This is a genomic window from Peptoniphilus obesi ph1 (genome assembly GCF_000311865.1).
GTDB lineage: Bacteria > Bacillota > Clostridia > Tissierellales > Peptoniphilaceae > Peptoniphilus_E > Peptoniphilus_E obesi.
In genome coordinates, this window is record NZ_HE978581.1 from 240087 (window position 1) to 266016 (window position 25930).

Annotated in this window: 21 protein-coding genes and 1 pseudogene; 8 read left to right on the forward strand and 14 right to left on the reverse strand. The window is 29.0% G+C overall.

Annotation, left to right across the window (positions count from 1 at the left end):
• Positions 1-4: 4 nt before the first annotated feature.
• From HGPB_RS09110 to hrcA, 6 genes and pseudogenes are all read right to left on the reverse strand, one after another.
• Positions 5-714, reverse strand: a pseudogene (locus tag HGPB_RS09110) (RsmE family RNA methyltransferase).
• A complete protein-coding gene (prmA, locus tag HGPB_RS04830) occupies positions 707-1624 on the reverse strand; it encodes a 50S ribosomal protein L11 methyltransferase (RefSeq protein WP_019132572.1) in 918 nt (305 codons plus the stop codon). Before prmA ends, HGPB_RS09110 begins: the two are co-directional and overlap by 8 nt.
• A 43-nt stretch (positions 1625-1667) precedes the next feature.
• Positions 1668-2783, reverse strand: a complete 1116-nt coding sequence (gene dnaJ / locus HGPB_RS04835; RefSeq protein ID WP_019132573.1) for a molecular chaperone DnaJ — start codon at positions 2781-2783, stop codon at positions 1668-1670.
• Positions 2784-2872: 89 nt separating this feature from the next.
• Positions 2873-4714, reverse strand: coding sequence for a molecular chaperone DnaK (dnaK, locus tag HGPB_RS04840; protein ID WP_019132574.1), 1842 nt, complete (start codon positions 4712-4714; stop codon positions 2873-2875).
• A gap of 21 nt (positions 4715-4735) precedes the next feature.
• Positions 4736-5302 carry a nucleotide exchange factor GrpE gene (grpE, locus tag HGPB_RS04845; protein ID WP_019132575.1) on the reverse strand — a complete coding sequence of 189 codons (567 nt, stop codon included), beginning with the start codon at positions 5300-5302 and terminating at the stop codon, positions 4736-4738.
• 4 nt (positions 5303-5306) lie between these two features.
• Positions 5307-6341 carry a heat-inducible transcriptional repressor HrcA gene (hrcA, locus tag HGPB_RS04850; RefSeq protein WP_019132576.1) on the reverse strand — a complete coding sequence of 345 codons (1035 nt, stop codon included), beginning with the start codon at positions 6339-6341 and terminating at the stop codon, positions 5307-5309.
• A gap of 233 nt (positions 6342-6574) precedes the next feature.
• Between hrcA and lepB the strand changes: the two genes are divergently transcribed.
• The 4 genes from lepB (at position 6575) to rpsT (ending at position 10411) form a co-directional block, all read left to right on the forward strand.
• Positions 6575-7117: a signal peptidase I gene (gene lepB / locus HGPB_RS04855; RefSeq protein ID WP_019132577.1), complete on the forward strand. Its 543-nt coding sequence runs from the start codon at positions 6575-6577 to the stop codon at positions 7115-7117.
• Positions 7110-8921 (forward strand): translation elongation factor 4, encoded by a 1812-nt coding sequence (lepA, locus tag HGPB_RS04860; RefSeq protein ID WP_019132578.1) that lies wholly within the window; start codon positions 7110-7112, stop codon positions 8919-8921. The genes lepB and lepA overlap by 8 nt, the downstream gene beginning before the upstream one ends.
• Positions 8908-10077, forward strand: coding sequence for a radical SAM family heme chaperone HemW (hemW, locus tag HGPB_RS04865; RefSeq protein WP_019132579.1), 1170 nt, complete (start codon positions 8908-8910; stop codon positions 10075-10077). Before lepA ends, hemW begins: the two co-directional genes overlap by 14 nt.
• A gap of 76 nt (positions 10078-10153) precedes the next feature.
• Positions 10154-10411, forward strand: a complete 258-nt coding sequence (rpsT, locus tag HGPB_RS04870; RefSeq protein WP_019132580.1) for a 30S ribosomal protein S20 — start codon at positions 10154-10156, stop codon at positions 10409-10411.
• Positions 10412-10474: 63 nt separating this feature from the next.
• Here the strand turns inward: rpsT and holA are convergent, their stop codons facing one another.
• Positions 10475-11473, reverse strand: coding sequence for a DNA polymerase III subunit delta (gene holA, locus HGPB_RS04875; RefSeq protein WP_019132581.1), 999 nt, complete (start codon positions 11471-11473; stop codon positions 10475-10477).
• Positions 11439-13736: a DNA internalization-related competence protein ComEC/Rec2 gene (locus tag HGPB_RS04880; RefSeq protein WP_019132582.1), complete on the reverse strand. Its 2298-nt coding sequence runs from the start codon at positions 13734-13736 to the stop codon at positions 11439-11441. The genes holA and HGPB_RS04880 overlap by 35 nt, the downstream gene beginning before the upstream one ends.
• A 95-nt stretch (positions 13737-13831) precedes the next feature.
• Here HGPB_RS04880 and HGPB_RS04885 point away from each other — a divergent pair, with 95 nt between their 5' ends.
• A complete protein-coding gene (locus tag HGPB_RS04885; protein ID WP_019132583.1) occupies positions 13832-15169 on the forward strand; it encodes a hypothetical protein in 1338 nt (445 codons plus the stop codon).
• A gap of 32 nt (positions 15170-15201) precedes the next feature.
• Here the strand turns inward: HGPB_RS04885 and thrB are convergent, their stop codons facing one another.
• Positions 15202-16047 (reverse strand): homoserine kinase, encoded by an 846-nt coding sequence (gene thrB / locus HGPB_RS04890; protein ID WP_019132584.1) that lies wholly within the window; start codon positions 16045-16047, stop codon positions 15202-15204.
• On the reverse strand, positions 16044-17495 hold the full coding sequence (gene thrC, locus HGPB_RS04895) for a threonine synthase (RefSeq protein WP_019132585.1): 1452 nt from the start codon (positions 17493-17495) through the stop codon (positions 16044-16046). Before thrC ends, thrB begins: the two co-directional genes overlap by 4 nt.
• Before the next feature lie 202 nt (positions 17496-17697).
• Here thrC and gltA point away from each other — a divergent pair, with 202 nt between their 5' ends.
• A complete protein-coding gene (gene gltA, locus HGPB_RS04900) occupies positions 17698-20007 on the forward strand; it encodes an NADPH-dependent glutamate synthase (RefSeq protein WP_019132586.1) in 2310 nt (769 codons plus the stop codon).
• Between the two features lie 54 nt (positions 20008-20061).
• On the opposite strand, the gene HGPB_RS04905 is transcribed toward gltA, so the two are convergent.
• Together HGPB_RS04905 and HGPB_RS04910 are read right to left on the reverse strand one after the other, a co-directional pair.
• Positions 20062-20898 carry a DsbA family protein gene (locus HGPB_RS04905; RefSeq protein ID WP_019132587.1) on the reverse strand — a complete coding sequence of 279 codons (837 nt, stop codon included), beginning with the start codon at positions 20896-20898 and terminating at the stop codon, positions 20062-20064.
• Between the two features lie 12 nt (positions 20899-20910).
• The gene (locus HGPB_RS04910; RefSeq protein WP_019132588.1) at positions 20911-22086 is read right to left on the reverse strand and encodes a CD0519/CD1768 family membrane protein; all 1176 of its coding nucleotides are present in this window, start codon (positions 22084-22086) and stop codon (positions 20911-20913) included.
• A 279-nt stretch (positions 22087-22365) separates the two neighbouring features.
• Between HGPB_RS04910 and nrdD the strand changes: the two genes are divergently transcribed.
• Complete coding sequence (gene nrdD, locus HGPB_RS04915; protein WP_036738327.1) at positions 22366-24489, forward strand: anaerobic ribonucleoside-triphosphate reductase; 2124 nt, start codon at positions 22366-22368, stop codon at positions 24487-24489.
• Positions 24489-24992 (forward strand): anaerobic ribonucleoside-triphosphate reductase activating protein, encoded by a 504-nt coding sequence (gene nrdG, locus HGPB_RS04920; RefSeq protein ID WP_019132590.1) that lies wholly within the window; start codon positions 24489-24491, stop codon positions 24990-24992. Before nrdD ends, nrdG begins: the two co-directional genes overlap by 1 nt.
• Positions 24993-25133: 141 nt before the next feature.
• On the opposite strand, the gene HGPB_RS04925 is transcribed toward nrdG, so the two are convergent.
• Together HGPB_RS04925 and rsfS are read right to left on the reverse strand one after the other, a co-directional pair.
• Positions 25134-25505 (reverse strand): RidA family protein, encoded by a 372-nt coding sequence (locus HGPB_RS04925; protein WP_019132591.1) that lies wholly within the window; start codon positions 25503-25505, stop codon positions 25134-25136.
• Position 25506: 1 nt separating this feature from the next.
• Positions 25507-25854 (reverse strand): ribosome silencing factor, encoded by a 348-nt coding sequence (gene rsfS, locus HGPB_RS04930; RefSeq protein ID WP_019132592.1) that lies wholly within the window; start codon positions 25852-25854, stop codon positions 25507-25509.
• Positions 25855-25930 lie beyond the last annotated feature (76 nt).

Here is a 25930-nt window from a genome sequence, read left to right on the forward strand (position 1 = left end):
GCGATTACCTCCCTTCTAAAAGATTTATTATATAAAAGCTTGAACAAATTGCAGCAGTTTGTGCTCTAAGAATCCTATCTCCAAGTGATATAATTTCAGCTCCAATAGATTTTATATAATCAACTTCAGATCTTTCAAATCCGCCTTCTGGACCTATTACTAGCATAATATTTTTATCCTTACAGGATCCATCGAATTTGTTATTATCTTCATTTTCATAAGCAAGATATATCTTCTTATCATCCTTATACTTTTCTAAATCCATAATATCTACCGGCTTGTGTATTGTTGGAATTACATTTCTTTTTGATTGTTTTGCTGCTGATTCAACAATTCTTTTCCATCTTTCAATTTTATTTTTTCTTTTGCTTTTATATTTGATACTACTCTTTTTGTATACAGTGGTAAAAATTCACTTACACCAATTTCAGTGCAGTATTTTAGTATTTCTTCTGTATTATTATTTTTTAATATCCCAAAAGCTAAGCAAAGTTTTACATCGCTTTCATTGCTAGAATTAATTTCTTTAATTTTCTTTATATAAACAAATCCGTCTTTCTCACAAAGAAATCTTCCTATAAAGTATCCATTATCTGCAATGATTTCTACGTCTTCATCTGCTTTTATTCTAGCAACATTTAAATAATGATGAGAATCTTCTTTATTAAGTTTTATTTTTTCATCAAAATTTTCATTTACAAAAAATCTAAACATTTTTAATCCTACCTATTATAAGATCCCAACCATTTTTATCTTTAATTTCTACTATTTCAAAGTTATTTTCAGAAAGTTTATCTGTAACCATTTTAACTTTTTCTGTAATTATTCCAGAAAATATTATAATTCCATTTTCATTCAAATGTTTTCTTAAATCTGGTACCATCTCAACTATTACTTCGGCTATAATATTAGAAACTATGATATCAGCGTTACCTTCTATAACATCAAGTAAGTTGCCCTTATAAATTGTAAGCTTATCTTCTACTCCATTTATTTTGGCATTGTGCTTACTTGCCTTTATACAATTTTCATCTATATCTACGCAAATTGCAGATTCTGCCCCTAATTTTACTGCTGCTATTGCAAGTATTCCACTTCCACAACCTATATCAAATATTTTATCTTTTTCTTTTATATATTTTTCTATGCTTTCAAGGCATAAATAAGTTGTTTCATGGCTACCTGTACCAAAGGCCATGCCAGGATCTATTTCTACAATTTTTCTATCATCTTTATTATCATAATCTTCCCAATATGGTTTGATTACAAGTTTATTTGAAATTTCAATTGGATGATAATATTTCTTCCAATTATTAGACCAGTCTTGATCATCCTCTGTAATAATTTCTACCTTGCCTAAATCTTTATCATCAAATTTATCTTTTAAATCTCGGGCCTTATTTCTATCTTCTAAGGCAAAATACAGACAAATTTTTATAAGAGTCTTGTCCATATTTAATATGTCCGTATCTACAAAGTCCCAATTCTTCTCATTTTGGTCAAGCTCATCTATTACTTGTGATCCATATTCTTCATATATAAATTGATCATTTTTTTCGAGTTCTTCAATTATTGCTTCTCTTTTATCAATGGTAGATGATACTTGAAATTTTAAATATTGCATTTTTCTCCTTTATAAAAAAATAGACAAATTCAAATGAGTTTGTCTATTCGAAAAATTCTTTTACTTTGCTAAAGAAACCTTTTTCTTGCTTTTCTGCAGTATCACTCTTGCTCCTAAGCTCCTCTAAAAGTCTTTCTTGCTCTTCATTTATCTTGTTAGGTACAATAATATTTACTGTGAAATAAAGATCTCCTTTGCCGTTTGATCTAAGTTTTTTAACTCCCTCATCTTTTAGCTTAAAGGTTGTTCCTGCTTGAGTTCCTTTGGGAATTTCAAATTCAGTAAGCTTTGTTAGTGTAGGTACTTTGATTGTTCCTCCAAGAACTGCATCCATGTAAGTTATTGGCATATTTAAATGTAAGTTATATCCATCTCTTTGAAATACTGAATCAGATTGTACTTTTATATAGATATATAAGTCTCCATTTGGTCCACCATTTTCTCCAGCACTACCTTCTCCAGACATTGAAATTACAGTATCATTGTCGACACCTGCAGGAATTTTTACATTTAATTTTTTTGAAACTATTTCTCTACCTTTTCCATGACATTTTTTACAAGGATTTTCAATGATTTCTCCAGATCCATGACATTTATCGCAAGTTACAACCCTTATAAATCTTCCAAAACCAGAGCTGGTTTGTTCTCTAACCTGTCCGCTTCCATGACACTTATCACAAGTGTGTTTTTCACTGCCTGCTTCAGCACCAGATCCATCACATTTAGAACAATTTTCTTCTCTTCTAACTCTGATTTCTTTTTCAACACCAAAAACAGCTTCTCTAAAGTCTAATCTGATATCATACCTTAAGTCATCGCCTTTAATTGGCATATCTTTTCTTTGACTAGTGTCGCTTCCTCTAAAGCCTCCACCAAACATGTCAAAAATATCACCAAAAATATCAGAAAATCCGCCGAATCCAGCATCTTGATAATTTTGATTTATACCATCTTCACCATAAAGATCATAATTACTTCTCTTTTTGTCATCTGACAAGATTTCGTAGGCAACATTAATTTCTTTGAATCTTGTTTCTGCTTCTTTGTCACCATTATTTAAATCAGGATGGTATTTTTTTGCTAACTTTTTATATGAAGTTTTTATTTCTTCTTTACTAGCATTTCTTTCTACTTCAAGAATTTCATAAAAATCTCTCAATTCTTCACCCCATTAGATTAATATTTTATATCTTTTATCAAAAAAAATAAAGCTAAATCTAAAAAGATTTAGCTTTATTAAGATGATTCTTATTCTTCATCATCGTCTACAACTTCATAATCAGCATCAACTACATCATCTTTGTCGTGTGCTTCTTCGCTTGTAGATCCAGGGTTAGCTTGTTCTCCATCTGGATTAGCATTTTTATAAAGCTCTTCAGATATTGCATAGAAAGCTTGAGTTAAGTTTTCTGTTTTTTCTTTAATTTCATCTAAATTATCAGAATCTTTAACAGATTTTAATTCTTCAATAGCTTTTTCTATTTTTTCTTTATCTTCATCTTTAATCTTGCCTTCAACTTCTTCTAAGGTAGATTCTGATTGATATATCATAGAGTCAGCATTATTTCTAGCTTCTATTAATTCTTTCTTTTTGCTATCTTCTTGAGCATACATTTCAGCTTCTTTTACTTTTTGATCAATTTCTTCATCACTTAAATTAGTTGATGATGTTATTGTAATTTTTTGTTCTTTTCCTGTTCCAAGGTCTTTAGCTGATACATTTACTATACCGTTAGCATCTATATCAAATGTTACTTCGATTTGAGGAACTCCTCTTCTTGCTGGTGCTATACCTTCAAGTTGGAATCTACCTAAAGTAACATTGTCAGAAGCCATTTGTCTTTCACCTTGAAGTACGTGAATATCTACTGAAGTTTGATTATCTGTAGCAGTTGTGAAGATTTGTGATTTCTTTGTTGGGATTGTTGTATTTCTTTCAATTAATCTAGTTGTTACTCCACCCATTGTCTCAATTCCTAATGAAAGTGGTGTTACATCTAGTAATAATAAGTCTTTAACATCTCCAGACAATACTCCACCTTGAATTGCTGCACCAAGTGCCACACATTCATCTGGGTTAATATCTTTTTGAGGATCTTTTCCTATTAATTTTTTAATACATTCTTGTACTGCTGGAATTCTTGTAGATCCACCAACTAGTAAAACTTTATCAATATCACTACTGCTTAGTCCAGCATCTTTAAGAGCATCTTTAACCGGTTGTTCTGTCATTTTTACAAGATCTTTTGTTAATTCATCAAATTTTGCTCTAGTTAAGTCCATATTTAAGTGAAGTGGACCTTCTGCTGTTGCTGTAATGAATGGTAAGTTGATATTTGTTGACATTGTTGAAGATAATTCTTTTTTAGCTTTTTCAGCTGCTTCTTTAAGTCTTTGAAGACTCATCTTATCAGCTTTTAAATCAACACTATTTTCTTTTTTAAATTCTTCAGCTAAATAATCAATAACTTTATTATCAAAGTCATCTCCACCTAGCTTGTTGTTACCTCTTGTTGAGTGTACTTCAAATACTCCATCACTCATTTCAAGGATAGAAACGTCGAATGTACCTCCACCTAGGTCGTAAACCATGATTTTTTCATCATTAGTTTCTTTATCTTCTCCATATGCTAGTGCTGCAGCTGTTGGTTCGTTTACTATTCTCTTAACTTCAAGTCCAGCAATTCTTCCAGCGTCTTTTGTTGCTTGTCTTTGAGCATCTGTAAAATAAGCAGGAACTGTTATAACTGCTTCTGTAATTTTTTCACCTAGATAAGATTCAGCATCTGATTTTAACTTTTGAAGAATCATTGCTGATATTTCTTGTGGTGTATAAGTTTTTCCATCTATATTTATTTTATGATCTGAACCCATTTCTCTTTTAATGGATTGAATTGTTCTATCAGGATTTGTTATTGCTTGTCTTTTTGCTGTTTCTCCAACAAGTCTTTCTCCGTCTTTTGTAAAAGCTACTACTGAAGGAGTTGTTCTACTACCTTCAATATTTGGAATTATTATTGAATCTCCACCTTCCATTACTGCAACTGCGGAGTTTGTAGTTCCTAAATCAATACCTATAATTTTACCCATAATATATATCCTCCTTATTAATTATTGAGATACCTTGACCATTGCAGGTCTCAATACTTTTTCTCCTATTAAATATCCTTTTTGTAAAACATCTATTATAATGCCCTCTTCAACACCTTGCTTTTCTTCAACTAATACTGCATGGTGGAATTCTGGGTCGAATTTTTCATTTAAGCATTTCATTTCAGTAACATCATTTTTGTTTAAAAGTTCTAAAAGTTGTTTGTAGATTAATTCAACACCTTCTTTAAAACTTTCTTCATTTGTATGAGCCTCTATTGCTCTTTCAAAATTATCAATTACTGTTAATAATTCATTGAGTACTTTTTTACTTCCAAGCTCAATGTAGTCTTTTCTTTCCTGTTCTGTCCTTCTCTTGTAATTAACAAAATCAGCTTGTAGTCTCACAAAATTATCTTCTAAGGCAGCATACTTTTCATTTTCTTTATCAGAATCTTGCTCATCTTCTTCAATTTCAGTTTCAACTTCAACTTTTTCATCCGAAGAATCTTTTTCTAAATCTTCATTGACCTGGCCTAACTTTTCTTCCTCAATAAGATTTTCATCTTTATTTTCTAAATTTGCCACCTAATCACCTCACTATACTATCTATTGTTTTAACTAAGTTATTGCTAACTGCCCAAACATTTTTAACATGATTTTTGTAGTCCATTCTTCTAGGACCGATTATCCCAATAACACCTCTATGATTGCTAAAACTAGCAAAGTTTGATTTAATAATCGCATTTCCTTTTAGAAGACCACTTGACTCATCACTTCCAATAATTACACTAAAATTACTTTCATCTTCTGATTCTTTAATTATGTTTATTAAATCTTTCTTATCATTAATAAAATTCATAAATTCTTTAGCTCTTTCTGTATCAAAGTATTCTTTGAAATTGAGTATATTTGTTATTCCATCATAATAAAAATTAATAGATGATATTTTTTCATGAAATTTTGAAATTCTATCTATTATATTCAATATTAGATCGCTATACTCAACTAGTGAGCCTTTTAATATAATTTTTATTTTGCCTACTTTACCAAAATCAACTCCACTTAAATTTTTATTTAGTTCAGTAGATAAATTTTTTAACTCTACATCACTTATGCTCTCTTTGACTTCTATTAGTTGATGATCAACAACTCCTTTATTGCCTACAATAATCAGCAATACCGTATTGACATCTATACTAATAAGCTCAATAAGTTTGATCTTAGTGTCAGACTCATTAACAGCCATCAAAAATGATGTGCAATTTGTGTAATCAGCTAAAAGTTTAACAGCATTTTTATATATATCGCTTATATTAAAGATATCATTTGATAAGCTTTTAGAAATTTGTTCATAATCATCTCTAGCATATTCAAACAATCCTTCTTCTTTTATTAACTGATCCACAAAAAATCTATAAGCTTTATCAGATGGTATCCTACCAGCTGATGTATGAGGTTTATTTAGATATCCTAAATCTTCTAGATCAGCCATTTCATTTCTAATAGTGGCTGAGCTAACTCCAAGATCATATTCCTTTGATAACTTTCTAGAACCAACAGGAGTAGAAGAGTAGATATAGGAATTAATAATGGCATTTAATATTTCTATTTTTCTCTTATCCAAATTATCACCCTTTATTAGCACTCGTTTTATTTGAGTGCTAATGCTTATGTATATATACTACATGCTTGGTCAAAGATTGTCAATGATTTTTAAAAAATAATTATATATTTTCACTTTATTTTATTTATTATTAAACTATGTTAAAATATAGCTTGAATTAATCGCATTTAATCGTATTTTAATTTTTTATATTTTAAATTTTTAAATTTTAATATTAATTAGGAGAATAAAAAATGAGTAACAATAAAGAAAGTTTAAGTGGTTATATATTTACTTTTATAATTGCCTTAGTTCTAGGTTTATTAATTAGACGTTTTGTTTTTTCTGCAAATATAATTAACGGAGTATCAATGGAGCCTACTTTTACTGAAAATGACAGAGTGATAGCTTTAATTTTTCCTTTATATTATAAAGATCCAGAATATGCAGATGTTGTAATCATTAATTCCCCTATTGAGGAAGGGAAAGAATATATTAAAAGAATTGTTGGAAAACCTGGAGATAAAATTGAAGTCATGGATGGGAATGTTATTAGAAATGGTGAAATTTTAGAAGAAAATTATATTGATAAAGATGTAAAAACTGGAATTTATTTTGAAGATTCGTGGCAATTAGGAGACGATGAATTTTTTGTTTTAGGAGATAATCGTCATCCAAATAAATCATCTGATTCTAGGGCCTTTGGTCCAATAAAAAAAGATAGCATAGATGGAATTGTTAAATTAAGATTTTGGCCTTTCTCAAAATTTGGAACAGTAGGAGGTATAAATGAATAATAGACAAAAATATATTAGAAATTTTTCAATAATTGCTCACATAGATCATGGTAAATCTACTTTAGCCGATAGATTAATAGAAGATACTGGACTACTTACAAAAAGAGAAATGGATCAACAAGTTCTTGACTCTATGGATCTTGAAAGAGAAAGAGGTATAACTATAAAACTAAAGTCTGTAAGACTTATTTATAAAGCTAAAGATGGTCATAAATATACTTTTAATTTAATAGATACTCCTGGTCATGTTGACTTTAACTATGAGGTATCAAGATCTTTGGCAGCTTGCGAAGGAGCCTTGGTTGTTGTCGATTCATCTCAAGGTGTCGAAGCACAAACTCTTGCCAATGTTTACTTAGCAGTTGATCAAGATTTGGAACTTGTTCCTATTTTGAATAAAATTGATCTTCCTAGTGCAAGACCAGACGAAGTAAAAAAAGAAATTGAAGATATTATTGGAATTGATTGCCAAGATGCTCCTCTTATTTCAGCTAAGAGTGGTATAGGGATAGAAAAAGTTTTAGAAAAAATAATTACTGATATACCAGCACCTTCTGGAGATGAGAGTGCTCCTCTTAAAGCTTTAATTTTTGACTCCTACTATGATTCTTATAAGGGTGTAATTTGCTATGTAAGAATCGGTGATGGATCTGTTAAAGCTGGCGATATGATAAAAATGTTTTCTAATAATAAAGTATTTGAAGTAGTTGAGGTTGGAGTAACAACTTCTGGTCACTTACCTGTTGATTCATTAAGAGCCGGAGATGTTGGATACATAGCAGCTAGTATCAAAAATGTTAAAGATGCAAGAGTTGGTGATACTATCACACTTGCAAATAGCAAGGATGTTAAACCATATCCTGGTTATAAAAAAGTTGTTCCAATGGTTTATTGCGGAATTTATCCAGGCGAAGGCGAAGAATATACAAATATTAGAGAAGCTCTTGAAAAATTACAAGTAAATGATGCTGCTTTAGAATTTGAAGCTGAAACTTCAGCAGCTCTTGGTTTTGGTTTTAGATGCGGATTTTTAGGACTGCTTCATATGGAAATCATCCAAGAAAGACTTGAAAGAGAATTTAATTTAAACATGGTTACAACTGCTCCATCTGTTATTTACAGAGTTACAAAGAACGATGGAGAAGTTATTGAGATACAAAACCCATCAAATTTACCTGAAACTACAGAAATTGCAAAGATGGAAGAACCAATAGTCAGGGCAGAAATTATGACACCAACAGACTATGTTGGTGCTGTAATGGAACTTTGCCAAAATAGAAGGGGTAAATTTATAGATATGGTTTACCTTGAAGAAACTAGAGCAAATATAATCTATGATCTTCCTTTAAATGAAGTTATTTATGACTTTTTTGATGCCCTTAAATCTAAAACAAGAGGCTATGCTTCTTATGATTATGATTTTATAGGATATGAAGAGTCTAAACTTGTTAAACTAGATATCTTAATAAATGAAAATCTAGTTGATGCTTTTTCTATAATAGTTCACGAATCTACTGCCTATACTAAAGGAAGAAAAATTTGCGAAAAATTAAAAGATGTAATACCAAGACATCAATTTGCTGTGCCAATTCAAGCAGCTATACAAAATAAAATTATTGCAAGAGAAACTGTCAGAGCTCTTAGAAAAGACGTATTGGCAAAATGTTATGGTGGAGATATTTCAAGAAAGAGAAAATTACTTGAAAAACAAAAAGAAGGTAAAAAACGTATGAGAATGGTTGGAGATGTTGAAGTTCCACAAGAAGCCTTCTTGACTGTACTAAAATTCGATGAAGAAAATTAATATTTTAGATAAAATATCTTCTCCTGATAAAGATTTATCTATTTATATACACATTCCCTTTTGTATTAAAAGATGTTTTTATTGTGATTTTTGCTCTTCTATTTTAAATAAAGAAAAGGAAGAAGAATATTTTAAATATCTATTAAGAGAAATTGATTTATATAAAGAATTTTTAAAAGATAAGGAAATTGTAAGTGTCTTTATTGGTGGAGGAACACCATCTTGCGTAGATTCTAAAAATATTTTAAATATAGTAGATAGGTTAAATAAATATAGTTATTTAAAAAAAGATTTAGAGTTTACTATTGAAGCTAATCCGAATTCTCTTGATTCAAAAAAATTAGATGATTATTTGAGCTCCGGGATAAATAGGTTTTCAATAGGAGCCCAATCTTTTAATGATAGTCTTCTTAAAAAAATTGGAAGGATTCATAATAAAAAACAAATTATTTCTTCTATAGAGCTTTTAAAAGAAAAAAATATTAAAAATTTTTCTCTAGACCTTATGCTTGGTCTACCTGATCAAAATTTAAAAGATATTGAAGAGTCTCTTCGTTATATAGAAGATTTAAATCCAAAACATATATCTTATTATTCTTTAATATTAGAAGAAAATACTTATATGTATAAAAACAGAAGTCTTTTTAATTTTGCTTCTGATACAGAAGATAGAAAAATGTATCATTACCTATTAAAAGGTCTTGATAATTTAAATTTTAAACAGTATGAAATTTCAAACTTTGCAAAAGATAGATATGAATCTAAACACAATCTAAGATATTGGAGACTAAAAAATTATTTATCTTTTGGAATGAGTGCAGCTTCAAATATAGAAAATATAAGATTTAAAAATACTGAAAATTTTGACCAATATTTTTCTTCTTTAAAAGACCATAGCTTTCCTATAGAAGATTTTGAGATTTTAGATAAGATTGATAGAATAAATGAATATATAATTATGGCACTTAGGTTAAATAAGGGTTTAAATATTGATGAATTTAATAAAAAGTTTGATGAAGACTTTTTTAAATCTTACAAGAAAGAATTTGACAAAAATACAAAGCTTGGACTTATAAAATTGGATAATAATAATTTGTCCTTAACTAGTCTAGGACTAGATTTTAGTAACCAGGTTGAATTGGACTTCTTTAAATAATTTTTTCTTGCAAAGACTCTTTATAAATGATAAAATACTAGGAGCCTAAAAAAAAGAATTTGTGGAGGTGATTTACATGGCAAATATTAAATCAGCTATTAAAAGAATTGAAGTTACAAAAAGAAATACAGATCGTAATAAAAAATTTAGAACTCAAGCTAAATCAGCAATGAGAGATTTTGAAAAAACTCTTGAAGCAGGTAATGTAGATGAAGCTAGAGAATTATTAAAAACTGTTGATAAAAAATTAAAAGTTGCAGCTAATAAAAATGTTATTTCTAAGAAGTCAGCTTCTAGAAAAATTTCAAGTCTAGCTAAAAAATTAAATAAATAATTTACTATGTAATAACTTTTCATTTATTATATAAAATAAACCTGAGACTATCTCAGGTTCTTTTTATGCAAATTTATAGATTAATAATTCTAATAATACATCTTTAGATAGGCTTGTTGTCTTAAGAGACCTGTCTGTTTCTAAAATTTCAGCATGCAATTCGTATAGTTTATCTAGCTCAAAATTCTTAGAAAAAGAACTTATCTTATTAAATTCAAAAGGACTTATCCCCATCCTCTTTTGTATTTCAAAATTATTATATCCACTTTTTAAAAGACTCTTATAATTAATTAAATTCCTTACCTGCCTACTTATCATAAAAAGTATTTTTTGCGCAGGTTCATTCAAATCATGTAAATTTTTATATTCCAAAATAGCCTGTCCCACATTTCTATTTGACAGACAATCAAGAAATCTAAAAACATTAGTATCTATACTTTCAATTATAGATGCCTCTATGTCTTCCCTCTTTATTTGGGGGCTTTCAGACAAAGAAAATAACTTATCCATCTCATTTTTAAGATCATATAAATTCACTTCTATGTTTCTAGAATTGTAACTAGACTTATTTATAAAATAAGATAGGTCTGAATTATTTATTTCATAACCTTTTAATTTAAAATATTGGCTGGCAAATCTTATTACTTCCTGACCTTTTAATTTTGGAAATTCAATATTTCTATTTTTCTTTTTAAAATATTTAAAAAATTTTCTCTTTTTATCCAACTCATCTTCAAGATCTAAAAAAATCACAATAACAAAATCTGCAAGCTTATCTAAAATTTCATAGAATGAATCATCAACCTTTAGGGAAAAATTTTTTATATTTTTCACTATAATAACTTTTTTATCATCAAAAACAGGCAAAGTTTCAACAGAGTTGATAAAATCTTCGAGCTCAATTTGGTCTCCATTTAAGCTCAATAAATTTATGTTCCTAAAATCTTTTTTTAAATATTTTTTTATAATATATTCGCTAGTATTTCTTAAAAGCAGCTTTTCGTAGCCATAAAATAAGTAGGCTCCGCTAATCTCTTCCTTGTAAATTTGTCTGTAATTCAAAATAATCACCAAACTTAAGTAAAAATATTAATAATAAAATTATATAAATTGCCATATAGTAAATAAATCTATAATTTTTTTGATCATAGCTAGTAAAGTAAATTTTTCCGTCTCTTATTTGCAGGCTAATCATACCATTTTTATTTGTAGACTTATATTTTACATTGTTGTCTTCTAAAGTTTTTAAAACTTCCTCGTGAGGATGCCCATAAGAATTTTCAAAGCCAGCACTAATTGTTGCATATCTTGGCTTAAGTCTTTTTATAAAATCTTCATTTGTTGAAGTTTTAGAACCGTGGTGAGCAACTTTTAAAAGGTCTGCTTCTGTCTTTAGATTTTCTTCTACTTTAGAGCTTATATCTCCTGTAAATAAAGTCTTAAAATTTTTATGATTTAAAATAAATACCAAAGATTTATCATTAGCATCTGTAACTTCTGTGCCTTCTTTTCTATCGCTTAAAACTTCTATATAATTATTTTTATCAATTTTTAAAATGTCATTTTTATTAAGCAAATAAGTATCTATTCCCCTGCTCTTTAATAAATTTAAATAGGGATTATCTTCTATATAAGAAACAAAAACTTTATCAATATTTACATGATCAATTATATCAAATAAACCATCAACATGGTCCTCATCGAAATGAGAAATAAATAGGTAGTCTATATTTTTAATAGACCTGGATTTTAAATAATTAAGTGTGTAAATCTTTCCTGGCCTGTAATTTTCATTTAAAGATCCCCCAGTATCTACCATAATAGTTTTATTTTTCGTCCTTATAATGGTTGAATCTCCTTGGTTTACATATATAAAATCCATCCTAAAATAATTTTGATTTTCTAAAATTAAGTAAGTAAAGTTAAATAAGCTTACCAATACGAAGGCATAAAAAATGCTTTTTAAAAATTTATTATATTTAAGAAAAGAATCTTTATTATATGCGAAAAATACAAATAAATAGTAAATAACAAGAATGCTAAGTCTATTTATAGACCCACTAATATTTATAAATGAAATTTTATTTATAAATTCTATTAAAAAATTAGAAATATTTAATAGCAGGTCCACGCTGGCAGAAATTATAATTGCAAAAGGGCTAAATATCACCATAACTATTGATAAAACTATCGATAAAGTTATTAAAGGCACTATAAAAATATTGGAAATAATAGATAAAATTGAATACTGGCTAAAAAAATATAAACATATCGGAGTTATCATTATTGAGATTGCAATCGATAAGGCCAAGGATTTATTAGATAATTTACTGGGCAGTGCCAAATAAATTGGTCTATATAATAAAAGAATTCCTGCCACTGAGAAAAAACTCAATAAAAAAGATGCAGATAATATTGCATATGGATTAAAAATAAGTATAAGGATAGCACTCGCTAGTAAAGCATCAAACTTATCTATTTTTCTTTTACTAATAAAAGAATAAAAAGTTATTAGAATCATTATATAGGCTCTTAAGGCTCCAAATGGCATTGATGATAAATATATATAGAAAAAAATCAAAAAAGCTGCTAGTCCAAATCTAAGTTTTTTAGATAGGGAAAGTTTTTTTAATATAAAATTTATCAGAGCAAAAAGCACTCCAATATGTAGACCAGACATGGCAAGAATATGAGAAATACCAGCCTGCCTATAATTATCTTTTAAATTAGGGTCCATATAATCAGTGTTGGCTAATAAAATTGATGCCATGGTGTTTTTATTTTTATCATTTAAATAAGAAAGACTTTTTAAAGTGCGGTCTCTAAATAATTCCTTTAACTCGCCCAGTTTTGATCTTGATTTTATAGATAAACTTTCTTCATATAATGTGTAGTCGATTTTATTAGACTTTAAATAAGATTTATAATCAAAGTCAAAATCATTGAACTTCCCCATGGGTCTTTTTACTCTTGCCTTTAAAGAAAATTTATCTCCTAATTTTAAATTCTCATCACTATATAACAAATAATAATTAAATTTATTATCTCTTATTATGTATTTATTCTCATTGCTGATACTATTTTCAACAACTTGCCCTCTTATAGAAATTTCTTCACTATTTATAATATTTCTATTTCTAAAATTTGTTGAAATAAATCCAAGGAAAAGAAATATCAAACTTAAACTTATCAGTTTGAATTTTTTCGAGCTTTTAAAATAAAAAAATATAAAGAATCCAAAAGCTAATAAAGATAAGTAAGAAGATATTTTTATTATACTAGCTATAAAAATTCCAAGTAAAAATGATAAGAGTAAGTAAATCATATGCCACCTCAGATTAATTATATTAAAGGCCTTGATATTTAACAAGAAGGCTTATTGTGATAAAATAATATTTATCAATTGATTAGGAGTTAACAATGAATAAATTATATATAGATTACCCATACAAAAAAATAAATAAAACAGAAATTAAAAAAACAATAGAGGAAAAAGGATCTCTTTATAAAAGTCCTAAAAATACTATAATTTTTCTAGGCAATGATAAACTTGAATCTGATAAATTTCAAATAAATTCAGACCAAGTTGAATATCTAATAAGAGATGGAGAGATTTTTTATAGAGTTGATGAAGATTATATTGAAGAAACAATTGATTATGACCACAGACTTGACATCATGCAAGAAAATCTTGCTAATGCTCTGGTAAGACTTTGCATAAAAAGAATCAGCGATTTAAAAATTGAATCTTTTAAAATTTCTTCTAAAGAAAATAAAATAATCTTAGATAGCAATGATGTTTCTTATAAAAATATAAGTGATATTGAAAATTTAGCCAGCTACATATGCTTTGCTAATTTAAAAGTAGAAAATGAAGATGGAAAAATTTCACTTGATGGCTATGGATCAATAGACTACCAAGGTCCTTGCCTTGAAAGAACTGGCGAACTTGGTCTTATAAAAATAGTAAATCTAGATAAAAATCAAGAAAATAAAATTGAATTGAGCCTAGTTGCAGGTCAAAGAGCTTTGGATGATTATAGAGAAAAATCTAAACTCATTAGCAATCTTAAAAATATTTTATTCGTAGAAAATGAAGAAGATATATTTTCCCAAGTTAAAAATCTTAAATCTAAATCAAATTTCAATAAAGTTTCTACTGTAGATGAAGAAGATTCGAATGAAAAAACTAAAAAACAAGAAAATAAGATAGAAAAAAATGAAATTTCTAAAAATTTAAATGAAAACCCTTTAGAAAATAAGGAAAATCCTATTTTAAAAACTGAAAAATCTAAAGAAAATTTAAATCATGAAAATAAATTAGAAAATCAAGATGAAAAGCTTGAAGAAAATCAGAATAAAGAAATTCACAAAGATGAAGATGAGCAAGCATCCCATCTAGAACTTATAGAAAGTTTTAAAAATATGTCTACCCTAGTTGGAGATAATAGGTATATATACAAAATTTTCAAAGATATGCCTTTAAAAGAAATAAAAGAAATTTCAAATAAAATAATGAAAGAAAAAAATTATATTCAAATATATGGTCTAGAAAATTTTGATGAATCTCAATTAATAGTTACAAGATCTCAAAATATAAATATCAACTTAAAAGAAATAAGCAATGATATTAGTAAAAAAGTTCCAATCAAGGGCTTTGGCAATATGTACCAAATTGTAGCAAATGTTAAAACTCAAAATCTTGCAAGAGCCATGGAGGCATTTTTAATTAATATAAAAAATGAAACAGAAAAATAAAAGAAGTTGCACAAAAACAACTTCTTTTTTCTTTACCTTAGTATGTAAGCTCCATCATTATCAACTTCTAAGTTGATCGCCCTCCACTTAGCCTTAGTTTCTAAATTATCAAAGGCTGTATCTATATTTTTATTATTAGAATCTGAAATAACAAGAAGACTTGATCCAGCTCCTGATATAAATAAAACTGATTCATTTTTATTTGCAATTTCTTTAAGCATGTCATAATCTTCAATCAAAACTTTTCTATAAGGTTCGTGAATATAATCTTTGGCAGACTTTCTTAACATATCCATATCCCCTATTCTCATAGCTTGAAAGATTAGATTTGACTTAGCTATATTAGAAATTGCATGGTCTAAACTCAATGTATCTTTTACGGCTCTTCTTGCTAGTTTAGTTTCCATAGCAAAGTCAGCAACAAGCAAGGTGAATTTAAATTTTTCTGAAACTTCTGCCTTATAATAAACAAGTCCATCATCATAAGATGCACAAACTAGCCCACCAAGAAAGGCCGGAAGAACATTGTCTGGGTGGCCTTCAATCCTTGTAGCATATTCTAATAATTTTTGCTTTTCTAAGTTTAAATTAGAAAACTCATTTGCAAATAATAAGGCTGCATCAATGCAGGTTGCAGAACTTCCAAGACCCCTTGTCATAGGAACATTAGCATCGACTGTGATTTTTAGCTTTGGTGCTTCTAAATTATTTTCCTTATAAAAAAATTCTACAGTTTTATACATTAGCGATTCTTTATCTTCTTCAGACATAAAATCTGTTTCTTCAAAATGAAAGTCATTATAAAGCTTAAATGCCATGCCCATACAGTCATAACCTGGGCCTAAATTTGCACTTGTTCCAGGAACTCTTACTATCAATTTATAATCTCCTTTATTATCTTCTTAATTTCACTTTTATCAACACTATAATTTTGTTTTTCTTTTTTATTTAAAATTTCCTTAAATCTCTTGTCAGCTAAAATATTTGTAGCCTTTTCTAAGCAATCAATCGCATCTAATTGGTCATTGTAGTCTATGCCAAGTGCTTGATTAGTAGAATGAGCAAATTTAAAAGCAGAAGCAGTTGATGCAAGCATAACTTTTTCATCGTGGTCTTTTAAGTATTCATTGGCTGCAAGGCTTGCAACTGCTGTGTGAGTATCTATTAGATAATTATATTTATCATAAACTCTTTTTATTTCTTTTAGAGTATCCTCATCATCAAAAGAATAGGCATAGATTGACTTTAATTTATCTTTATCAACCCTATACTCCCCTTTTTCTTTAAGATCTTCCATAAGTTTTTTAACAATTTCAGGATCTTCGCCTAATTGATAATATAAAAATCTTTCAAGGTTTGAAGATACTAAAATATCCATGGAAGGCGAATTTGTTATATAAAAATCTCTTTTAATATTGTAGACACCAGTGTTAATAAAATCTGTTAAAACATTGTTTTTATTAGAAGCACAAATTAAATTATTAATCTTAAGTCCCATCTTGCGTGCTAAAAAAGCAGCCAAGATATTTCCAAAGTTTCCAGTTGGAACACAAACAGAAACTTTATCTTTCTCTTTAATTTTTTCTTCTTTTAAAAGAGTATTATAAGTATAAAAATAATATACAATTTGTGGAACCAATCTTGCTATATTTATAGAGTTTGCTGAGGATAAGATATATCCTTTTTCATCAAGATATTCTTTAAATTCCTTATCATTAAATATAAGTTTTAAATTTGATTGTGCATCATCAAAATTACCCTCAATCCCAACTGCATAAGTATTATTGCCATCGACAGATGTCATTTGTCTTTTTTGGATTTCACTTATCCCCTTGTTCGGATAAAATACAATTATTTTTGTCCTATCAACATTTTTAAATCCATAAAGAGCTGCAGATCCAGTATCTCCAGATGTTGCAGTTAATATTAAAATATCCTTGTCTATATTTTTATTTTTAAGCGCTAGACTTATTAGTCTTGGTAAAAGACTTAGGGCAAAATCTTTAAAGGCAAAAGTTTGTCCATGAAATAATTCCATATAAAAAATATCATCTAAATCTTTTATTGGAAGAATATCTTTTTCAAAACTTTCATAGGCTAAATCTATTTGTTCAAATAAGTCTTTTTTATCTATATCATCAAATATGTTAGATATTATTTTTTTTGCATAATCTGTATATTGAAAATTTTCTATTTCATCTTTTATAAAACTTATTTTTTCTAATTTTTCTGGAATGTAAAGGCCACCATCATCACTAAGTCCCTTCATCAAAGCATCAAAGCTTGAACTTAATTTTGAACTGCCTCTTGTACTTAAGTAATTCATTCTTTTCCTCCCATAAATATTAAATTTATAGTTACTGTATTTCATTTATTTTACTACAAGCTAGTTACTTTTATCAATCTATCAGCTTTTTTATTTTATTAATTTATTCTATTATCATTTTATCTAGTTTTATATCAAGCTGTTTTTTGTTATTATAATCCTATAGAGTTATATAATTATTAATTTGTATAGGGGTGATATTTTGTTTGAAATTTTAAGAAAAAATGAAATTGCTCCAGGTTCTTTTCATATGAGCGTGCTCGCTCCTAGAGTTGCAGCATCAGCTAACCCTGGACAATTTGTAATAGTAATAGTAGATAAATATTCTGAAAGAATCCCTCTAACTATTTGCGACTTCGATAGAAAAGAAGGTTCTGTTGATATAATCGTAAAAGTTTCTGGCGATTCTACTAAAAAAATTTGTTCAAAAGAAGTTGGAGACAGCTTTAGAGATTTCACTGGACCACTTGGAAATCCTAGCCACCTAATTTCAAGTGACATAGAAGAATTAAAAAAACAAAAACTTTTATTTATTGGTGGAGGTACAGGAATAGCACCAATATATCCACAAGTAAAGTGGTGTCATAAAAATGGCTTAAAAGTTGATGTAATAATCGGGGCAAAAGATAAAAATTTTTTAATTTTTAAAGATAGGCTAGAAAAAATAGCTGAAAATTTATACATAACTACTGATGATGGATCTTATGGATCTAAGGGCTTTGTAACAACAAAATTAAGTGAATTGGTTGAAAATGAAAATAAAAAATACGACCAAATAGTTGCAATCGGTCCTATGTTTATGATGAAAAGCGTTTGTGAACTTACAAAAAAATATGGAATAAAAACTACAGTTTCTTTAAATCCAATCATGGTAGATGGAACTGGAATGTGCGGAGCTTGTAGGTGTACTGTTGATGGAGAGACAAAATTTGCCTGCGTTGATGGTCCAGAATTTGATGGGCACAAGGTTGATTTTGAAACTGCCCTAATAAGACAACTTCAATATAAGGATGTTAAGTACAGAAAGTTCGATGCAAAGTCTTTGTCACTACCTAAGGATGTAGTTCTTCAAGATGAAAAAATTCAACTTGAAGAAGATTTAATTAATGATAATGAAATCAAGGATGTAAAAACTGATAGGTTCACAAAAATTGAAGTAAGAAATCAAAGTCCAAAAAATAGAATAGAAAATTTTGAAGAAGTTTGTCTTGGCTACAATGAAGAAGAAGCTAAAAAGGAAGCTCAAAGATGTCTAAACTGTAAAAAACCTATGTGTATTGACGGTTGCCCAGTTTCAATAGATATTCCTGGTTTTATAAAAGAAATTGCAAATTCAAATTATAGTCATGCTTATGAAATCTTATCAAATTATACGAGCCTTCCTGCCGTTTGCGGAAGAGTTTGTCCACAAGAAACTCAATGCGAAGAAAGATGTATATTATCAAAACGTGGAGATGCAGTCTCAATCGGTAAATTAGAAAGATTTGCAGCTGATTATGCAAGGAAAAATAATATAGAAAGCAACTTTAAACCTATAAAAAATGGGCATAAAGTTGCAGTCGTTGGTGCTGGTCCAGCAGGACTTACCTGTGCATCAGAACTCGCAAAAATGGGATATGAAGTTACAATCTATGAAGCTTTGCACGTATTGGGTGGCGTTCTTATATATGGAATTCCTGAATTTAGACTTCCTGATGAAATAGTTACAAATGAAATCAAAAACTTGGAAAATTTAGGAGTAGAAATTGTAACTGATGTTATTGTTGGAAAAACTATAACAGTTGATCAATTGTTTAAAGATGGTTTTGAAGCTGTATTTATAGGATCTGGAGCCGGGCTTCCTAAGTTTATGAATATTCCTGGAGAAAATTTAAATGGAGTATTTTCTGCCAATGAATTTTTAACAAGAGTTAATCTAATGAGGTCTGTAATAGAGGGATATGATACACCAATTTCAATTGGCAAAAAAGTTGCTGTAATTGGCGGCGGCAATGTTGCTATGGACTCAGCAAGAGTTGCAAAAAGACTTGGATCTGATGTTACAATTTTATACAGAAGAACAGATGCAGAACTTCCAGCAAGAAGAGAAGAAATTGAACATGCAAAAGAAGAGGGAATAAAATTCGAATTCCTTTGCTCCCCTGTTGAAATTCTTTCTGATGACAAGGGTTCTGTCAATAAACTTGAATGTATAAAGTATGAATTGGGAGAAGCTGATGAATCTGGAAGAAGACGACCAGTAAAAATTGAAGGATCTGAGTTTATAAAAGAATTCCAAACTGTTATCATGGCTCTTGGTACCTCTCCTAATCCTTTGATAGCTAAAACAACAAAAGGACTTGATACAACTTCTTGGGGTGGCATTTTAACTGACGACAATGGACAAACATCAAGAGAAGATGTTTATGCAGGTGGAGATGCTGTTACTGGATCTGCCACTGTTATTCTAGCTATGGGAGCTGGTAAAAAAGCAGCTGAACAAATTGATTCTTCTATAAGATCTAGAAATTAATATATTTATTGCAAACAAAAACCATTTGGAATTTTTCTCCAAATGGTTTTCTTTTTAATTATTTATTTTTATTTCTCTGCCTGTTCCTATTTCACTTATAGAAATTTTATTTTCTTTTTCTAGTTCATCTAAGATTTCTTCTATCTTTTCTTCATCTTCAAAAACTTCCACAAGCTCTGCTGGAAATACTTTTTTGTATTTTTCTATAAAATCTAAAAGGCTTTCTTTATCTAATCTTATTTCTCTTTTTTCTAGGTCGGAGTGTTGGTCTATAAATTTTATTAATTCATCTTTTGACTTGTATCCCTTTAATATAAACTCTTTTCCATTCTCATCTGTATACATAAAATCTGGATAGTGTTCAAATCTCCTATCAAAACACCTTATCCTATCTTGCAAATGAGCCTCTAAAGACTCTTCTTGGAAGATATTTTTAAAATCTTCTGTATCTATTCCAACTCTTTTAGCTATATCAACAAGAACATCAAGATCCATGGTATTTTCTCCATATAAAATTGTTGCCAGTCTAAGCTCTCTTAGATAAGCATTTGCCTTTTCTGGATCAATAATTCTTCCAGTTATGAATCCTCTGTTAATAAAAAAGGTACTAGAATTTTCTTTAGATAAAAGATCTGGACTATTTTTCATAATAGGCATCTTGTGAATAAGTGATCCTGACTTCCAAAGTGAAAGAAGTATATTATTTGCAGTTTGCTTTGAGTCCTTATCCTTCATATTCATTGGGAGAATATCTCTATAGTCTGCTATTAGTGCTCCCATTGTATTTACAAAACTTACTTTCCCGTCATAAATATAATCTATAGCTCTTAAAACTTTTTCCTCACCATAAGACCATATACAAACAACATCAGAAAATACTTCTATTTTCATCAAATCTCTCCTTTATAGTAACATTATCAATTTATAAATTATATTAGATGCAATACCTCCAACAAGACCTCCAATTGTATGACTGAAAATCGCCTTGCCTGAAAGATCATTTTCTCCAATTGATGACATCATGGCAATATGAGTTGATAAATATCCACTCCAACACATTGAAATTGAAGTAAAAACTGCAATATCATTTGGTCCTGCTAGGCCTTCCTTTACTAAATTTGGTACAAGAGCAACTGCAGCTCCAGCACTACCAAGACTTGTAATCGGTACGGCAATCGCCTTAGGGGATGTAAAACCAAACAAAGGTTTAACAATAAAAGATATCTTCTTACCAAGATATGGCAAAAATCCTACCCCTTCTCCTAGACTACCAGTATATACCCCATTTGCTGGCGCTCCGTCAGATAATAATAAAACAAAAGTACAAATTATTAAAACTCCTGGTATTATAGCAAGCCCAATTTCAACGCCAGACTTTCCACCATCTATCAAAGAGTTTATAAATCTTTCAAATACAGTTTTTTTAACTTTAGGTCTATCCTTCTCTCTACTTTTACTTAAATGATCTATATCTATAGAAGAAGCACTATCATAAGCCTCCTCCTTATAATATTTCTTAGTAAATATAAGCATGAGTCTTACACTTACAATACTTCCTATTATCGCTCCTAGATTTCCTATTAAGGCAGCAGGAACTGATCCTTTAACTGGCATACTCATCATAGTAGTAGTTACTATTAAACCCATGCCAAAAGAAGTGCCAAGATTTGTAAGAGCTGGAAATTGAAATTTTTTAAAAAATGATTTGTATTCTTCATTCCTAGCTAAAGAGATCATGGCTGGATTATCAGATATGTAACAAGTAATTATTCCCCAAGCAGATGCCCCTGGCAAAGAATATAAAGGTTTCATGAAGATGGATAAGATTTTATTCAAAAAATCTATTACACCAAATTCCAAAAATAATTGTCCTATACCACCAGTAATTACGGTTATAGCCATTAAATATAAACAAACATTCATAAGCAGATCATAAGATGTGTTTAGTATAGTTTTTATCATATTTATAGTTCCCATCTTATTAGCTATAAATCCAAAAATACCAAAGAAAAAAATTAAAAATAAAAGAGTTTGCCTCTCAATTATTTTCTCAGATGAATTGAGTTTTTCTTTTTCCATATTTGCCTCCAAAATTAGTATTAATATAAATTAAATATATTAATTTACATTATTTAATTATAGTTTATAGCATGGATTAAATTTAAGCAATTAAATAAATTTTAATAAAAAATTTTATTTTTCTTTTAAATTTTTATATAAATTCCCTCTAAATGTTCAAGAATGCAACTTTCAAGACTTTTCTGTATATTGTGATATTTTTTTATATTATTGTTTTTAGCCACAATATATTGTATACTGTTTATATAAAATAAATGAAAGGTTATTAGGTGGGCAATTATTATGGACGTTTTAAAAAGAAATGGAGACAAGGTTGCTTTTGACAGGAATAAAATAAAAATAGCAATCGAAAAAGCTATGAACTCATCGAATGGAATATTTGTTGAAGATCAAGCTGAAACAATCGCAAAAGAAATAGAAGATTATGCAAAAAATTCAAATCAATCAATGTCAATTTTTGATATTGAAGAACAAGTTTATTATAAGCTTATAAACTATGGAAACCCTGCAACAGCAAGAGCTTATGAAAACTACAAGGCAGTACAAGCCTACAAAAGAGAACAAAACACAACTGATAATGAAATCCTAGGTTTATTAAATAGAACAAACACTGGATTGATGGATGAAAACTCAAATAAAAATCCAATTATTGCATCTACACAAAGAGATTTAATTGCAGGAGAAGTATCAAAAGATATAGCTAAAAGAAAAATGCTACCACAAGATCTAGTGGCTGCACATAATAATGGAGTTATACATATCCATGACCTAGACTATATGATTCAACCAATATTTAATTGTTGTCTAGTAAACATGAAAGATATGTTAGATAACGGAACTGTTGTTAACGGCAAGATGATTGAAACTCCAAAATCATTCCAAGTAGCATGTAATGTTATGACTCAGATAATCGCACAAATTGCATCTAACCAATATGGCGGTCAATCAATTAATATTGCTTGTCTTGGTAAATATTTAAGAAAATCTTATGAAAAGAATTTAAATATTGCATTAGATACACTTGGTGATATAGAATTAGCTGAAAAAATGGCTGAAAAAATGACCAAGAAAGATCTAGAAAGCGGTATCCAAACAATTCAATATCAAATAAATACTTTGATGACATCAAATGGTCAAGCTCCATTTGTAACTCTATTTATGCATATTGAAGATGATGATCCTTATGTTGATGAAATTGCAAAAATCGTTGAAGAAATCTTAAAACAAAGAATTCAAGGTATAAAAAATGATGCTGGAGTTTATGTTACACCAGCCTTCCCAAAACTAATATATGTCCTTGATGAAAACAATGTTAAAAAAGATTCTAAATACTATTATTTAACATCACTTGCAATAAGATGTACAGCTAAGAGAATGTATCCTGACTATATCTCTGCTAAAAAAATGAAAGAAAACTACGAAGGCAATGTATTTAGTCCAATGGGATGTAGAGCTTTTCTTCCTCCTTACAAGGATAAAAAAGGAAATTATAAATTTGAAGGTAGATTTAATATGGGCGCTTGCTCTATAAACCTTCCACAAATTGGTATCCTTGCTAATGGAGATGAATCAAAATTCTTTAATCTTCTTGAAAAAAGACTTGAGTTAGTTAAAGAAGTTGGTTTAATAAGATATAAACACTTATCAGAAGTTACATCTGATAGTTCTCCAATTCACTGGCAACACGGAGCAATTTCTAGACTTGGTAAACATGAATCAATAGCTCCTCTTCTAAAGGGTGGCTACTCTACTGTTTCACTAGGATATATAGGAATTTATGAAGCAACTATGCTAACAAAAGGCGTTTCCCACACTGATAAAAAGGGTTATGACTTTGCAATGAGAATAATGGACCATCTAAATGATGCTGTTAAAAGATGGACAGAAGAAACTGGTATCAAATTTACACTTTATGCAACACCTGCAGAAAGTTTAACAAACAGATTCTGCTCTATTGATAGAGAAAGATTTGGAATAATTGAGAATATAACAGACAAGGGCTACTACACTAACTCCTTCCATGTTGATGTTAGAGAAGAAATATCAGCCTTTGAAAAATTCAACTTTGAATCTAAATTCCAAGACAGATCAACTGGTGGATGTATATCTTATGTAGAAATTCCTAATATGACTCAAAATCTAGAAGCTCTAGAAACAATAGTTAAATATATATATGATAATATCCAATACGCTGAATTTAATACTAAATCAGACTATTGTTCTGAATGTGGTTTTGATGGAGAAATAAAACTAAATGATGACAGCCAATGGGAATGTCCACAATGCGGAAATACAGATAAGTCCAGCTTAACTGTTGTAAGAAGAACTTGTGGCTACCTTGGTGAAAACTTCTGGAACGAAGGAAGAACTAAAGAAATAAGAGATAGGGTTCTTCATATCTAATGAGATACGGACAAATAAGAAAATATGATATAGCTAATGGAGAAGGCATAAGGACAACAATTTTTGTCATCGGTTGCACCCATAAATGTCCTGAATGCTTTAACCAAGAATATCAAGATTTTTCTGCTGGAAGTCTTTGGACTGATAAGGAAACAAAACAAGTTATAGAATATCTAAATGATGACCAAGTTAAGGGCCTTACCCTACTTGGCGGTGAGCCTTTTCAAAATACAAAAGATTTAACAGAAATAGTAAAAGAAATCAAAAAGCATTCCAACAAAGATATCTGGATTTATTCTGGATATAGCTATGAAGATATTTTAGATGATCCTGATAAAAAGAAACTTTTAGATTTATGTGATGTCCTAGTTGATGGATTATTCATCAATAAACTGAAAAATCTTAAACTTAAATTTCGTGGTTCATCAAACCAAAGAATTATAGATATTAAAAAATCAAACAAGGATTCAGTTGTTTTATATTATGGAGACCAAGCTATATAAATAAAATTAAAATCTTTAATAAAAATTTTAAGGCTATGAGCATTTTAAACTCATAGCCTTTTTTATATTATTAAATTTAATAAGCAAAAAAAATTGGCAAAAGGAATCATCCTAATGCCAATTAATTTAAAAAAATTATTTTTATTTTACTGCAATTGCTTCGATTTCTAAAACTCCATCTTTTGGAAGTTTTGAAACTTCAACGCAAGATCTCGCTGGCTTATGGTCTTTAAAAAATTCTGCATAGGCTTCGTTTACTACAGAAAAATCATCCATATTAGTTAAATATATATTTACTTTAACAATATTTTCAACTTTTGCACCAGCTGCTTCTAAAATATTTTTTATATTATCTAAACTCATTTTAGTGGCCTTATATGGGTCTGTAATGAGTTCTCCATTTTCTGGATTGATTGGTAGCTGACCAGAGCTAAAGATTATATTTGAAGCACTCACGCCTTGTGAGTAAGGTCCTATTGCTGCAGGTGCTTTATCTGTGCTAATAAATTCCATCTTAATCCTCCTCTTTGTCCTCTTGCTTTTCTCTATCTTCCCAAAGTCTTTCTAGATTATAAAAATCTCTTTCATCCTTATGGAAGATATGAACAATAATATCAGAATAGTCTAGAACTATCCATCTAAGTGAATTTTTTCCTTCTGAGTTTTCAACTTCATAACCAGCTTCTGACATCTTATCTTCAATATTATCTGAAATAGAGTCTACTTGTGTTGAAGAATTACCTGATACTATTACAAAATAATCTGCAATAGAACTAAACTCTCCTATTTCTAAAACTTTTATATCAGTAGCTTTTTTATCTTCGCACGCTTGAACTATAATATCTAATTTTTTATTTTCCATTAATACTCCCTCTTCATTTCTTAAATTAATTATACCATAAGTGTAAATAAAAAAAGAGAAGCATCTGTTGATGCAT